A 14,491-nucleotide genomic window follows, 5' to 3' on the forward strand; every position below is an offset into this window, starting at 1 on the left:
CCTACTGGTATAAACCCCCGCCAAACGCTAGCATCCGCCTATTGATGTAAAAAATATGCAACACACCTAGCACAAGGGTATCCCATGGCTCAGACGGACCATACTTCATCCTATTACGCCGCATCCGCGAACGCCTCACCGGATCGCCCCGCCCTGCAGGGTAACCATGAAACCGATGTGTGCGTCATCGGGGCTGGATACACCGGTGTGTCCACAGCACTCTTCCTGCTTGAGCAGGGTTTCAAGGTTACGATTCTTGAAGCCGCACGGGTCGGCTTTGGTGCTTCGGGACGCAATGGTGGCCAGATCGTCAACAGTTACAGCCGCGACATTGATGTTATCGAGCGCAATGTAGGGCCTGAACAGGCCAGACTGCTAGGCGAGATGGCCTTCGAGGGCGGCCGGATCATTCGTGAGCGGGTCGCCAAATATAATATCCAGTGTGACCTGAAGGACGGCGGCGTGTTCGCCGCGGTGACCGAAAAACAGATGCGCCACCTCGAAGCCCAGAAAGTGCTGTGGGAGCGCTACGGCCACAACCAGCTTGAACTGATGGACAGCAAACGCATACGCGAAGTGGTCAACACAGAGGCCTATGTTGGCGGCATGCTCGACATGAGCGGCGGTCATATTCATCCGTTGAATCTGGTACTCGGCGAGGCTGACGCGGTCGAATCTCTGGGGGGCATCATTCATGAGCAGTCCCGCGTCATCCGTGTCGAACAAGGTGTCAAAGCCGTAGTACATACTGAACAGGGCCAGGTGACCGCAGACTTCGTCGTCGTAGCCGGCAATGCCTACCTGGGCGGTCTGATTCCACAATTGGAAGCCAAATCCATGCCCTGTGGCACTCAGGTGATCACTACCGAGCCCCTGAGCGAGTCAATGGCCCGCTCACTGTTGCCGCAGGATTACTGCGTAGAAGACTGTAACTACTTGCTCGACTACTACCGACTCTCCGGAGACAACCGACTGATCTTCGGCGGCGGCGTAGTCTACGGCGCCCGTGACCCAGCTAACGTGGAGGCACTGGTGCGCCCGAACATGCTCAAAGCCTTCCCTCAGCTCAAAGACGTCAAGATCGACTACGCCTGGACCGGCAACTTCCTGCTGACGCTGTCACGTCTGCCCCAGGTCGGTCGTCTGGGCAGTAATGTGTACTACTCGCAGGGCTGCAGTGGCCACGGCGTGACCTATACCCACCTGGCCGGCAAGATCCTCGCCGAAGCCATCAGTGGCCAGGCCAAACGTTTCGACGCCTTCGCTGATCTACCCCACTATCCTTTCCCCGGCGGCAGGTTGTTCCGAGTGCCATTCACGGCAATGGGAGCGCTCTACTATAAGATGCGTGACCAACTGGGCTGGTAAACCAATGAAGCACGTCACACATTGTGACGTGCGCAGGAACTTGTGTCGTTGTATGTGTTCTATCAAGCACTAGCGTCTCTTTTTAGGGAGTATGCTTAGGATCGGTGACGAATATTCGGCACCTTAGGGCAACCCGCATACGGAAGCCCCACGATAATAATGAGGAGTAGGCTATGACTTTTACCGCAACGACCAGACGTTTTCTTTCGATTATGCTGACAGCCCTGTTCCTGCTCACCACCGTGACCAGTGTGCATGCTCAAGCTTCAATGATCGGTACCAGCGATGTAATCAATCAGGAACAGGCAAGTGTTGATCGCGACGCGCTCAAGAGCATGTTGTCTGACCAGGCTGTTCAGGAAAAAATTGCATCTATGGGCGTCTCCGCTGATCAGGTCGAGCAACGCATCAACAGTCTGACCGCTGATGAGCTCGCCTACTTCAACGCCCAGCTCGACGAAGCGCCAGCCGGCGCCGGTGGTATTCTTGGAGTGATCGTGCTGTTCCTGGTGATCTTCATCATTACCGACCTGCTCTGCGCTACCAACGTCTACAAGTTCGTCAACTGCATCAATCGCTGATCCTGTGCCCCGATTCACGCACCTGATCGTACTGCTCGGGCTGGCAGCATTGCTGTCAGCCTGTGCAGGGCGACCCATAGACATACCCCCACCTGAAGCCTTCGCCGATCTATCCGCGAAGCGCCAGCTTGAACAGGTCCCTTTTTATGCGCAGGACGCCTACCAATGCGGCCCTGCGGCACTGGCGATGGTCCTTAATCATCGCGGTAAACCCGCCACACCCGAAGCCCTCAAAGACCGCGTATACATACCCGAGCGTAAAGGCACCCTGCAGGTAGAGCTGGTATCAGCCGGCCGGGAACGTGACCTATTGGTCTACCCTGTGGCAGGCAAACTTGAAAGTGTGATGGCCGAAGTGGATGCCGGTAACCCGGTGCTCGTTATGCAGAATCTCGCATTCAACTGGCTCCCGCAATGGCACTACGCCGTCGTGATCGGCTACGACCTCGCAACCAAAGAAATGATTGTGCACAGCGGCCTGAACGAAGCGCAGCGCGAGCCCTTCAAAGTATTCCTCCGTACCTGGCAGCGCGCTGACCGCTGGGCAGTCGTTATGCTGCCACCCGATCGACTACCCGCCACTGCAGAGCCCCTGCCCTATCTACGAGCAGCCAGTGATCTCGAGCAGACCGGCAGACTAGACAGCGCCGCCCTGGCCTACCAAAGCGCAATGCAGCACTGGCCCGAGCAGGCCGCAGCGCGTTTCGGCATGGGTAATGTTGCCTGGGCCCAAGGGCGACGTGGTGAAGCGGTAGAGCACTTTCGCACACTCACTTCTGAGTTCCCCGAACTGCAGGCGGGCTGGAACAATCTTGCCTATGGCCTTGAGACAACGGGTTGCCCGGTTGCTGCAGAAAAGGCGAGGGCCTGTGCGGCTGCCACGCAAAATAACTCTTCTAGTGCAACCGCCCGTACTCTAGTGTGCCAGGTTCCTGCCTGCCCTTAGCGCACACATCCTTTACAGCGAGCCGCTTCATTTTTCACAACCCTACTTACTTAGACAGACTGTATTTTTTAATTTTCCAACGAGCCTATATAGGAACTGTTTAACTTCTAATATTTTACAAATTCAAACTTGCTTCTCATTAATTGTGAAATGGGTCTCAAAAAAACATTTATGTATTTCCTTGAAACCTCGCAACCACAACATAAAAACATATATTTATGTTTTAATTTCAATGTGTTGGATAAAATACAGACCCTCTCGGAGACGACCAGCCCACAGCGTGCCGGCTTGCAACTCTTATTTTCCGAGATTAGGATATGATCGTATAGCATGAGGGCGAGTGAAAATAATTGCTGAATTATTACGCAAAGAATAGCTCTCATAGCGTGCTTATCGAAACTATAAAATTTTACCCTGTATGAACTTAAATATTTTGAAGTTGCGTTAACTCGTTGCTCTGTATTTTAAAAATACTTTATAAATACATGAACCTGACGTGACATCTTCTGCGCTGAAGGAACAGCGACCCGTGAATTTGCCTGATATTCCCCCGACACTTGCCCCGATGAACGATATCGCGCAGCCGCGCTTGCAGGGAAACTTGCGCGCACCTTCAACCGACGATCCGACGACCCACCTTTCCACTCAGGCTAGGCCCCGCGACTACGGCCTGATCGGTGAGTGCCCACCAATGCGCGCGCTGCATCAAATGGTCAGTGAAGTGCTGCATACACCCGACTGTGTGCTGCTGACCGGCGAGACTGGCACGGGTAAGGAGCTGGTCGCCCGTATCATTCACAACAACGGAACCCGACGCAGCAAGCGCTTCGTGGTCCATAATTGCGCCTCTATGCCGGACACCCTGCTCGAATCAGAACTATTCGGCTATCGCAAAAGCTCTTTCGAAAGCGTTGAAAGCGACCACACCGGCATTTTCGATGCAGCAAACGGTGGTACGCTTTTTCTGGAAGACATAGACGTCATATCGCCGTCGATGCAGGCAAGACTGCTGCGTGTGCTGCAGGAAGGCGAAATACGCCCGCTGGGTGGTAACAAGACTCACAAGGTTGACGTACGCGTTGTCGCTTCTACCCATTGCGATCTGAGGGCGCAGGCAGAGCGTGGACTATTTCGCACGGACCTGTTCTATCGTCTGGCCAGCTTTTCTATCACGCTCTCGCCACTGCGCGATCGCGGCGATGACGTTCTCATTCTGGCACGCCATTTTGCTTCCAAGGCTTGCGCCTTCTTAGATCGTCCCGCCTGCCGCTGGACCGATTCTGCACTCGAGTATCTGGCTAACTATAGGTTTCCTGACAACGTGCGTGAGTTAAAAGGGCTAGTCGAGCGGGCTATTCTGCGCTGTGAAGGGGACGAGCTACTTGCCGAGCACTTTAACCTGGATGTCTACACCACCAGAAACCTCAGACTGAGCTTGCGCGAACGTATGGACAGATTCGAACGCAACCTGCTCATCGATTGTCTGCATAAAAACAGTGGTAACCAGACCCGCGCCGCCGGCGAGTTAGGCTTATCCCGCCGCACCTTGCTGTACCGCATACAGCGACTGAAAATCAGTCAAGCTGAACTAAAAATAACAAAAAAACAGAAGCCCGAACCGTAATTTAATTGTTTGAACTGGAACAAAAGTTATTCCCGAGCTTACTAAGGAACACATTAGCGCCTCACCATCATGCATTCCTATTTGCAACCCACGTCCCATAAATCTGCCCAGCAGGTAGTATAGGCTGGACTCTTCAACTCCCGCTTCATTCCCCAGCCCGGCGTTAGCGGCACCCGTGCGGGGCGCAGGGTGCCCCGGCCCCAACGCCCGTTTATTTCATCCAGTACGCTCATCACCTTTTCCGCTGCGGCAGGCTGCACCTCGGCGAACAGGTCATCAGTGAACTCGCCCCGCTGTCGCAGATCCAGAAGCATGATCTCCGCCTTAGCGTAGGCGTGACCCGGCTTGAAGATGGCATCCAGCCCCTGCTGGGCGGCGCGCACAATCAATCGCGTATCATCCGAGGGATAGGGCAGTTCGCAAACGATCCCCTTGGCAAACTTAACTTCCTCCGGATTGAACATGCCGGTGCGGATCGCCACGCGAATACGTTTACACAGGGAACCCTGAGCTCTGAGCTTCTCACAGGCGCGCGCAGTGTAAGTTGCGACGGCTTCACGGATCGGCTCCACCTCATGTAGCCGCTGGCCAAAGGCGCGGCTGCTGCATATCTCCTGTTTTGCTGATGGTGACTCCTCCAGGCCAAGACACGAGACACCTCGTAGCTCCCGCGCGGTCTTCTCGATCACCACGCTGAACTGCTTACGCAGGCTCCAGGCATCGGCCTGGGCCAGATCCCAGGCTGTCTTGATGCCCATAGAGGTCAGATGTGCGGTCATCCGCCGGCCCACGCCCCACACCTCAGACACCGGCATGACCTTCAGCAACTTGTCGCGACGTTGTGGATCACAAATGTCCACTACCCCACCGGTCTGATTCTGCCAGCGCTTTGCCGCCGCATTGGCCAGTTTGGCAAGTGTCTTACTGCTGGCGATGCCAACGCCTGTGGGTATGCCCGTCAGCTTCAATACCTGAGCGCGTATCTGTCGGCCAAGCTTCTCGCGTTCGACGATGCCCGTCATGTCGGTGAAGGCTTCGTCAATCGAATAGACTTCCAGCGCCGGCACCAGGCCTTCGATGACAGTCATCACCCGCTCACTGATGTCGCCGTACAGGGCGTAATTGGAGCTGAACGCCAGTACACCATGACGCTGCAAAGTGCCGCGAATCTGGTGAAAAGGTTCACCCATTTTCACAAAAGGCTTGGCGTCTGCCGACCGGGCAATCACGCAACCATCATTGTTGCTTAGTACCACAATAGGTACCCGCTGCAGGTCCGGGCGGAACACGCGCTCACAGGAGGCATAAAAGGAATTGCAATCGATCAGCGCAAACACCTGGTCAACCATGGCTGCGGTGCCTGCGAATGCTGTCCGTCACCACGCCCCATATCACCAGGTCGTCCCCTTCAAGAATATACCGGGGCGAATACTTTGGATTTTCAGAGCACAGCACCACCTCCTCACCCCGGATCGACAACCGTTTGACGAAAGTCTCGCCATTAATTGCCGCGATGACCACGTCGCCATGCCGGCCGGTCAGCGCTCGACTGACCACCAGCACATCACCGTGCAGAATCCCCGCTCCGATCATACTGTCGCCGTCAGCGCGCACCAGGTAGGTATGCGGCGCATCGATATCCAACAGTTCATCCAGTGACAGGGTCTGCTCCATATGATCCTGCGCCGGGCTGGGGAAGCCGGCAGAAACACGGGAGGAAAAAAAGGGCAGCTCAATGAGGGAGCTGCCCACGGGACCTAGAATGGTAATAGCGCTCATGTCGGTGACCTTGTAAAATACTGTACGTACATACAGTACACTAATTCACCCGATCAGCGCCAAATGGAAAATGTAACCCGCGAGCCGCACTCTACAACAGCATCCGCGGGGACCCATTGTCGGCTTTAACCCTCCGCGATCAACTCCCGCAGGACAAAGTGCAGGATCCCGCCTGCCTTGAAGTAATCAACCTCATTACCCGTATCGATGCGGCAAAGGACGTCGAATTCAACCTTTTCGCCGTTATCCTTCGTAGCGACCATCTTCAGCGTCTGACCTGGCTTCAGATCATCGGTGACACCCTTGATATCGACCACTTCCTGACCGTCAAGACCCAGCGAGCCAACACTCTGGCCATCCTTGAACTGCAGCGGCAACACACCCATACCCACCAGGTTGGAACGGTGAATGCGCTCAAAGCTCTCGGCAATCACCGCCTTCACGCCCAGGAGATTAGTGCCCTTCGCCGCCCAGTCGCGGCTGGAGCCGGTGCCGTATTCCTTGCCGGCAAACACCACCAATGGTGTGCTGTCCTGCTGATAGCGCATCGCCGCATCGTATATCGCCATACGCTCGCCGCTGGGCACGTGAATGGTTTCACCACCCTCTTCGCCGCCGAGCATCCGATTACGAATACGGATATTGGCAAAGGTGCCGCGCATCATGACTTCGTGGTTACCCCGACGCGAGCCGTAGGAATTGAAATCTTTTGGATCGACACCCTGCTCCTGCAAGTAGCGGCCAGCCGGGGAGCTGCCCTTGATGTTACCCGCAGGCGAGATGTGGTCAGTGGTGATCGAGTCGCCAAATACCGCCAGCACCCGCGCCTGGTCCACAGGTTTCAGCGGCTCCAGCGGCTGGTCGATGTGATCAAAGTACGGGGGATTCTTGACATAGGTCGAATCGTTCATCCAATCATAAGTTGCGCCTTCGGCCACCCGGATTGACTGCCAGTGCTCATCACCGCTGAACACATCAGCGTAGCGTTCGCGGTACATCGAATCCTCGACCATACCCACCGCATCGGCGATCTCGGCGTTACTGGGCCAGAGATCCTTGAGGAACACCGGCTTGTTATTCTTGTCGAGCCCCAGTGGGTCTTCCAGCAAGTTCATGCGCGTATTACCCGCCAGCGCATAGGCCACCACCAGCGGCGGCGATGCCAGCCAATTGGCTTTCACCTGCGGATGCACCCGCCCTTCAAAGTTACGATTGCCCGAGAGCACTGCAGACACCACCAGATCATGCTCGGTTACCGCCAGTGCAACTGGCTCCGGCAACGGGCCCGAGTTACCGATACAGGTTGTGCAGCCATAACCCACCAGATTGAACCCCAGTGTGTTGAGCGAATCAGTCAGACCCGCCCGGAGCAGATAATCGGTCACCACCTTGGAGCCCGGCGCCAGCGATGTCTTGACCCACGGCTTGCGCACCATGCCGAGCTCAACCGCTTTTTTGGCCAGTAGACCGGCCGCCATCATGACGCTCGGATTGGAGGTGTTGGTACAGGAAGTGATAGCCGCAATCACTACAGCACCATGACTGATCTCATGCTCCTCACCATCGATCACCACCGTCGCACCATTACTCGGACCGCCTACAGCAACCCCGCCGCCGCCTTCGGTTTCCAGGCGCGACTCAGCCTCGTTAGCGGGACGCAACACCAGATCCAGCAGCTCATCGAATGCGGCATGCACATCCCCCAGCGCAACCCGATCCTGTGGCCGACGCGGTCCTGCCAGGCTGGCTTCGACGGTGCTCATATCCAGTTCGAGACTGTCGGTAAATTCCGGTTCGGCACCGGGCTCACGCCACATGCCTTGGGCCTTGGCATAGGCTTCGACGCGGGCAACGACGTCATCCGGACGACCCGTCAGGCGCAGATAGCGCATGGTTTCGTCATCAATCGGGAAGAAGCCACAGGTAGCGCCGTATTCAGGCGCCATGTTGGCTATGGTCGCGCGGTCAGCCAACGGCAGATCCGCCAGTCCGTCGCCATAAAACTCGACAAACTTGCCGACCACGCCCTTGGCCCGCAGCATCTGGGTCACGGTCAACACCAGATCGGTCGCAGTCATGCCCTCGGGCATCTTACCTGTCAGCTTGAAGCCAACCACCTCTGGAATCAGCATCGATACCGGCTGACCCAGCATCGCAGCCTCGGCTTCAATACCGCCAACACCCCAGCCCAGCACCCCAAGACCATTGATCATGGTGGTGTGCGAGTCGGTACCCACCAGTGTGTCTGGGTAAGCCCACAGCTCGCCGTCTACCTTGCTCGACCAGACACTCTGGCCAAGGTATTCGAGGTTTACCTGGTGGCAAATGCCGGTACCCGGCGGCACAACACGGAAGTTATCAAAAGCCTTCTGCCCCCAACGCAGGAACTCGTAACGCTCCCCGTTGCGTTGCATTTCGATCTCGACGTTCTCTTCAAAGGCGTCCGCATCGGCAAAATGATCCACCATCACCGAGTGATCAATCACCAGATCCACCGGCGACAGGGGATTAATCCGCTGCGGATCACCACCCGCGCGCGCAACCGCATCCCGCATCGCGGCCAGATCCACCACCGCGGGCACACCGGTAAAGTCCTGCATCAGCACACGAGCCGGGCGATATTGAATCTCACGATCCGAGCTGCGGGTTTTCAGCCAGTCGGCCATTGCCTGAATGTCCTCACCGGTCACGGTCACACCATCCTCGTGGCGCAGCAAGTTTTCCAGCAACACCTTCAATGACACCGGCAGCCGGGTCAGATCACCCAAATGTTCTGCGGCCTTGGGGAGCGAATGGTAGTGATAGGTGGTATCGCCTACCTGCAGGGTAGTCTTGGTTCCCAAACTGTTACCCAGGCTTTTAGCTTCAGACATTGCATGACCTCCATTAAGCCCGCTGGCAAGTAACCAACGGCAATCTTGATATACTCTTACCCTAAAGCGCCGGCGGCGAGGACGCAAACACCCCTCAAGAAAATTCGGCGCGAGTCGATAATTAACAGCATAGTCAAAATGAATCCGCCCGGGGCTCAGAAGTCAGTTGTTTGAACTCCAAAATCAGGAAATACCCAGCACATGCGCAACAATCAGCCGGTGACCCAGCGTGAACGCACACTCAGCGCCAACCAGAAACTGATATCGACTACGGACCTCAAGGGCAACATCACCTATTGCAACGATGCATTTGTTGCCATAAGCGGTTTTGAACATAAAGAACTGATCGGCAGCCCACAGAACATTATCCGCCACCCCGACACCCCCGCGGCTGTTTTTGGCCACATGTGGGGTGACCTGAGCGCTGGCAGGAGCTGGATGGGAATCGTCAAGAACCGATGCAAAAATGGCGATCATTACTGGGTAAACGCCTTTATCACCCCCATCTGGGAAAACAACAAAGCAGTCGGATATGAGTCCGTGCGGGTCAAGACTACAGCCTCCCAAGTGCAACGGGCTGAAACGCTCTATCGCCGGTTGAACAGCGGTAAAACCGCAACGGGCACAGCATGGGGTGCGATCATCGGCGAAATAGCCCCTGTAGTGGTACTCGCGGCCACATCCGGTGGTGCCGGATTGATGTTTGGCAGCTGGGGTGTTCTGGCTGCAGCGGGGTTCGCTATTCCAGTTGGTTTCCTCCTGCGCAGCTGGCACGAGCAGCGCTTGCAAAGCATTATAAAGGTAGTCGATAACAGCATTACCGATCCTCTGCTGGCCACCATGTATACCGCTCATAAAGGGGTACTTGGCCAGTTGGAAATGGCGCTGCACAGCCAACAGGCACGCATGCAAACCTGCCTGACCCGAATGCTGGACAACGCTACAAACCTGAGTCTACAGGCGCGTGAAGCCAGCCAGCTCGCCCATAAAAGCCATGACGGTATCAACAAGCAGCGCTCTGAAACCGACATGATCGCCACTGCAGTCAATGAGATGGCCTCTGCAACGCAGGAAGTATCTGCCAACGCGCACCGCACGGCCGACGCTACCCGCGAAGCCAACCGCTTGGCGGTGCTCGGCAAATCGGTTGCAGCCAAGACCCGCGATGCGATCGAAATACTCTCGGAATCGGTCAGTTCCGCCGCAACCGTCTCCTCACAACTGGCCAGCGATACCCAGGAGATCGGCAAGGTCGTTGACGTAATCAAAGGCATCGCCGACCAGACCAACCTGCTGGCTCTGAACGCCGCTATCGAAGCCGCCCGTGCTGGCGAGCAAGGCCGCGGTTTCGCCGTGGTTGCAGACGAAGTACGCGCCCTGGCGAGCCGCACCGCCCAGTCCACCGAACAGATCCACGGCCTCATCGGCAACCTGCAAACCGCAGCCAAACGCGCCGTCGATGCCATGCGCGCCGGCCACGAGCAGGCGGATCACGGTGTCGCTCAGGTGATTGAGGCCGACGAAGCGCTTGACGGTATTAGGGAAGCCATTGAACGCATCAATGAAATGACCGATCAAATTGCCAGCGCAGCGGAGGAGCAGAGCGCCGTAGCAGAAGAGCTCAACCGCAACGTCACCAATATCGCCAGCCTGTCGGATGTTAATGCGATCGAGGCCCAGCGCAGTGCCAGCCTCAGCAATGAGCTGACTCATACCGCGGAGCTTCAAACAGCTCTCGTGGAGCGTTTCAGCCGGCGGTAATGGTGCTTCCATAAGTGTGAGGCGGTGATAAACTCCCCGCTTTGCATTCAAATCAAGGGAACACACCATGTGCGGAATCGTCGGCGCCATCGCCCAGCGCAACATCACTCCAATCCTGATGGAGGGTCTGCGTCGGCTTGAGTATCGCGGTTATGATTCCGCCGGCGTGGCCGTCCTCACTGACGACAAGCACAACAAGCCCAAAGGCATCCTGCGCGTACGTGCGGTAGGCAAAGTCATAGAGCTGGAAAACGCCCTTACAGCGACGCCCGCCGCCGGCCATCTAGGCATCGCCCATACTCGCTGGGCAACCCACGGCAAGCCCGCCGAGCGCAATGCCCACCCGCATATTTCCGGTCGCCTGGCCGTTGTGCATAACGGCATCATCGAAAACCACAGCCCTCTGCGCAAACGCCTCATCGCCTTGGGTTATGAATTCGTCTCGGAAACCGATACCGAAGTCGTCGCTCACCTGATTGCCCATTACTACAGCGAAAGCAATGACCTGCTCAACGCGTTCCGCACCACATTGAACGAACTGCACGGCGCCTACGCGCTGGCCCTGATCCACGAAGACGAACCGGATACGCTGTATTGCGCGCGCATGGGCAGCCCCTTGGTGATCGGTGAAGGCAGCGACGAGCACTACATCGCTTCTGACCCCCTGGCGCTACTGCAGGTCACTGATCGTTTCCGCTATCTGGAAGAAGGCGACCTCGCTCGCCTGAAAAATAATAGCTGCGAGATCTGGGGTCGCGACAACAGCACGGTCGATCGCCCGGTAAAACGCTATGAACATGCCGCTTTCAGTATGGACAAAGGCGAATACCGTCATTACATGCTAAAAGAAATATTCGAGCAGCCCCAGGCCATCAGCGATACCTTGGCCGGCACTCTCGCGGACGATCACGTGCTCACCGCGATACTCGGACCAGACGCCGAAACACGCCTGCCCGACATCAAGAATATTCATATTGTCGCCTGCGGCACCAGCTACCACGCCGGCCTCGTAGCACGCTACTGGATAGAAGATCAGGCTGGCCTACCCTGCACCGTCGAAGTCGCCAGCGAATACCGCTACCGCACCGTCGTCGTGCCAGCCAATACACTGCTCATCACCATCTCCCAATCCGGCGAAACCGCCGACACCCTGGCTGCGCTGCGGTTTGCCAAGGACCAGGGCTACCTCGCCACGCTCGCCATCTGCAATGTCGCCGGCAGTTCCCTAGTGCGCGAAGCCGACTGGCGCTTGCTGACCCACGCCGGCCCCGAAATCGGCGTCGCCTCAACCAAAGCCTTCACCACCCAGCTGGTAGCCCTCCTGTGGCTCACCACCGCCCTGGCCCAGGTTGGCGGCAAAAGTCCCGAGAAAATCGCCGCAAACGTCAAAGCATTGAAGAAACTGCCTGCCATCATCGAGCAGGCCCTCACACTCGAACCGCGCATTACCACCCTGGCAGAACGCTTCGCCAGCAAGCACCACGCGCTCTTTCTAGGCCGCGGCACGCACTACCCAATCGCCATGGAAGGCGCGCTCAAGCTCAAGGAAATATCCTACATCCACGCTGAAGCCTACGCCGCCGGCGAACTCAAACACGGCCCGTTGGCCCTGGTGGACGAAGATATGCCCGTCGTCAGCGTCGCACCCAGCGACAGCCTGCTGGAAAAACTCAAGTCGAACTTAGAAGAAGTCCGCGCCCGCGGCGGCCAACTGATCACCTTCGCCTGCGAAACCGTCGAAGAAAGCGACCAGAGCAACCACGAAATCATTAGCCTGCCCTGGGTAGAAGACACTATCTCCCCCATTCTCTACACCATCCCGCTACAACTGCTCAGCTATCACGTAGCACTGGTCAAAGGCACCGATGTGGACAAACCCAGAAACCTGGCCAAGTCCGTCACCGTGGAATAAAGCCAATATCACCGTTATTCCAGCCCAGTCCGTGTTGTCAGTGACTGCAAGCCAGACGCAATCAGACTTTCGACTCGCAGAAGGTCTTCATTGCGCTTGTCAGTTGTTCCAGCTGCCCTGCTGACATAGTGTAGGGCGGCATGGTGTAGAGCAGCTTGCCGAAAGGTCTGAGCCATACGCCATGAGTTGTCAGCAGCGCCTGCGCCTCGGCAACATCGATACTCTCTGTCATCTCGACCACGCCAATCCCGCCCAGTACACGGACGGCAGCCACTGACGGCAGCTCGGCCAGCGGCCACAGCGCGCTTCTCAAGTGCGACTCGATATCCTGTAGGCGTTGCTGCCATGGCGAATCGAGCAGTAATGCTATCGATGCTTCAGCAACGCTGCATGCCAGCGGATTGGCCATGAAGGTCGGGCCATGCATGAAAACGCCCGCTTTGCTGCGACAGACGGTGGCTGCGACATCGGCAGTCGCCAGCGTGGCAGCCAACGTCATGTAACCGCCGGTGAGCGCCTTGCCGACAGTCATGATGTCAGGAATGATACCGGCATGCTCATAGGCGAACATTTTTCCAGTGCGGCCAAACCCAACAGCAATTTCGTCAAAGATAAGCAGCAGATCAAGTTCGTCGCAGAGCATTCTGAGCTGACGCAGATAGCAGGGATGGTAGATCCGCATGCCGCCAGCGCCCTGTACAACAGGCTCGATGATCACCGCTGCCAGTTCGTCGACGTGCTGTGTCAGGGTGTGGCGCCAGCGTGCAATGATCTCTGGATCGGCCACCGGGCAGCCGCCAGTACCTCCATTGCAACAGCATGCATGCTTGGCGGCCAAGAGCTGTTCGCTGGATATTGCCCCAGCGGTATCTGCCGCCGCAGGAACAACAGGCGGCATGCAGGCCGGGTCGATCGGCGGCGCTTCCAGAAAAATGTTCTGCGCCAGAAAGCCTTTGAACAGACTGTGCATGCCATTGTCCGGATCGGTCACGGACATCGCGCCAAACGTGTCGCCATGATAGCCAAAGCTGAACGCTGCAAAGCGGCTTCGTCCCTCGACCCCACGGCCCTGCCAGTACTGCAGCGCCATCTTTAGCGCAACTTCCACCGACACCGAGCCAGAGTCTGCAAGAAACACGGCTTCCAGCTCAGGCGCCGTGATATCGACCAGGCGTCGACCCAGCGCCACGGCAGAAGGATGGGTAATGCCGCCAAACATGACATGGCTCATCTTCGCCATCTGTCCGCTGATAGCAGCGTTCAGCTCGGGTACGTTGTAGCCGTGGATCGCGCTCCACCACGAGGACATACCGTCAAGCAACCGCGTGCCGTCGGCAAGCTGCAACTCACAGCCTTCAGCGGCCACGACCGGCGCACAAGGCAGGGGTCTTAAAGTCGAGGTATAGGGATGCCAGAGATGGCGCTGGTCGAATGCGAGGTCTTCAGGGGTCATGGCGTACCGGATTATGTGGAAAACAGGTTGGCCACTGTATCAAAGTTGCTGCGGTGTAGCAGGCCTTCAGCGCAGCATCACCGGGGAATGACTCCTGGTGATTATCGTCCATGTCCTGTCCCACCATGTTCGGGTGCACACCAAAGGCCTTAACCACCACATCAAACAAAAAATAAATAATCCGTGCGCAACGC

At 56.9% G+C, this 14,491-nt stretch carries 9 protein-coding genes and 1 pseudogene; 6 read left to right on the forward strand and 4 right to left on the reverse strand.

All coding sequences use genetic code 11. The features are described from left to right. The first annotated feature begins 84 nt into the window (after positions 1-84). From ACJAXR_RS11580 to ACJAXR_RS11595, 4 genes and pseudogenes are all read left to right on the forward strand, one after another. Complete coding sequence (locus ACJAXR_RS11580; RefSeq protein ID WP_415058426.1) at positions 85-1,368, forward strand: NAD(P)/FAD-dependent oxidoreductase; 1,284 nt, start codon at positions 85-87, stop codon at positions 1,366-1,368. A 173-nt stretch (positions 1,369-1,541) separates the two neighbouring features. Continuing rightward, complete coding sequence (locus tag ACJAXR_RS11585) at positions 1,542-1,949, forward strand: PA2779 family protein (RefSeq protein WP_415058427.1); 408 nt, start codon at positions 1,542-1,544, stop codon at positions 1,947-1,949. 4 nt (positions 1,950-1,953) lie between these two features. After that, complete coding sequence (locus tag ACJAXR_RS11590; protein ID WP_415058428.1) at positions 1,954-2,895, forward strand: PA2778 family cysteine peptidase; 942 nt, start codon at positions 1,954-1,956, stop codon at positions 2,893-2,895. 574 nt (positions 2,896-3,469) lie between these two features. Further along, a pseudogene (locus tag ACJAXR_RS11595) lies at positions 3,470-4,519 on the forward strand (sigma 54-interacting transcriptional regulator); the annotation flags it as partial. 77 nt (positions 4,520-4,596) lie between these two features. On the opposite strand, the gene umuC reads toward ACJAXR_RS11595, so the two are convergent. From umuC to acnA, 3 genes are all read right to left on the reverse strand, one after another. After that, on the reverse strand, positions 4,597-5,868 hold the full coding sequence (gene umuC, locus ACJAXR_RS11600) for a translesion error-prone DNA polymerase V subunit UmuC (RefSeq protein WP_415058429.1): 1,272 nt from the start codon (positions 5,866-5,868) through the stop codon (positions 4,597-4,599). After that, positions 5,861-6,298: a LexA family protein gene (locus ACJAXR_RS11605; RefSeq protein ID WP_415058430.1), complete on the reverse strand. Its 438-nt coding sequence runs from the start codon at positions 6,296-6,298 to the stop codon at positions 5,861-5,863. Before ACJAXR_RS11605 ends, umuC begins: the two co-directional genes overlap by 8 nt. A gap of 125 nt (positions 6,299-6,423) precedes the next feature. Beyond that, a complete protein-coding gene (gene acnA, locus ACJAXR_RS11610) occupies positions 6,424-9,171 on the reverse strand; it encodes an aconitate hydratase AcnA (protein WP_415058431.1) in 2,748 nt (915 codons plus the stop codon). A gap of 201 nt (positions 9,172-9,372) precedes the next feature. Between acnA and ACJAXR_RS11615 the strand changes: the two genes are divergently transcribed. Together ACJAXR_RS11615 and glmS are read left to right on the forward strand one after the other, a co-directional pair. Continuing rightward, positions 9,373-10,932 carry a methyl-accepting chemotaxis protein gene (locus ACJAXR_RS11615; protein ID WP_415058432.1) on the forward strand — a complete coding sequence of 520 codons (1,560 nt, stop codon included), beginning with the start codon at positions 9,373-9,375 and terminating at the stop codon, positions 10,930-10,932. 67 nt (positions 10,933-10,999) lie between these two features. Then, entirely contained in the window at positions 11,000-12,844 is a 1,845-nt protein-coding gene (glmS, locus tag ACJAXR_RS11620; protein ID WP_415058433.1) for a glutamine--fructose-6-phosphate transaminase (isomerizing), read from the forward strand. A gap of 61 nt (positions 12,845-12,905) precedes the next feature. Here glmS and ACJAXR_RS11625 read toward each other — a convergent pair whose 3' ends face one another. Beyond that, positions 12,906-14,297, reverse strand: a complete 1,392-nt coding sequence (locus tag ACJAXR_RS11625) for an aminotransferase class III-fold pyridoxal phosphate-dependent enzyme (RefSeq protein WP_415058434.1) — start codon at positions 14,295-14,297, stop codon at positions 12,906-12,908. Positions 14,298-14,491: the final 194 nt, after the last annotated feature.

Origin of the sequence: Halopseudomonas sp. (assembly GCF_047631575.1) — a bacterium.
Lineage (GTDB): Bacteria > Pseudomonadota > Gammaproteobacteria > Pseudomonadales > Pseudomonadaceae > Halopseudomonas.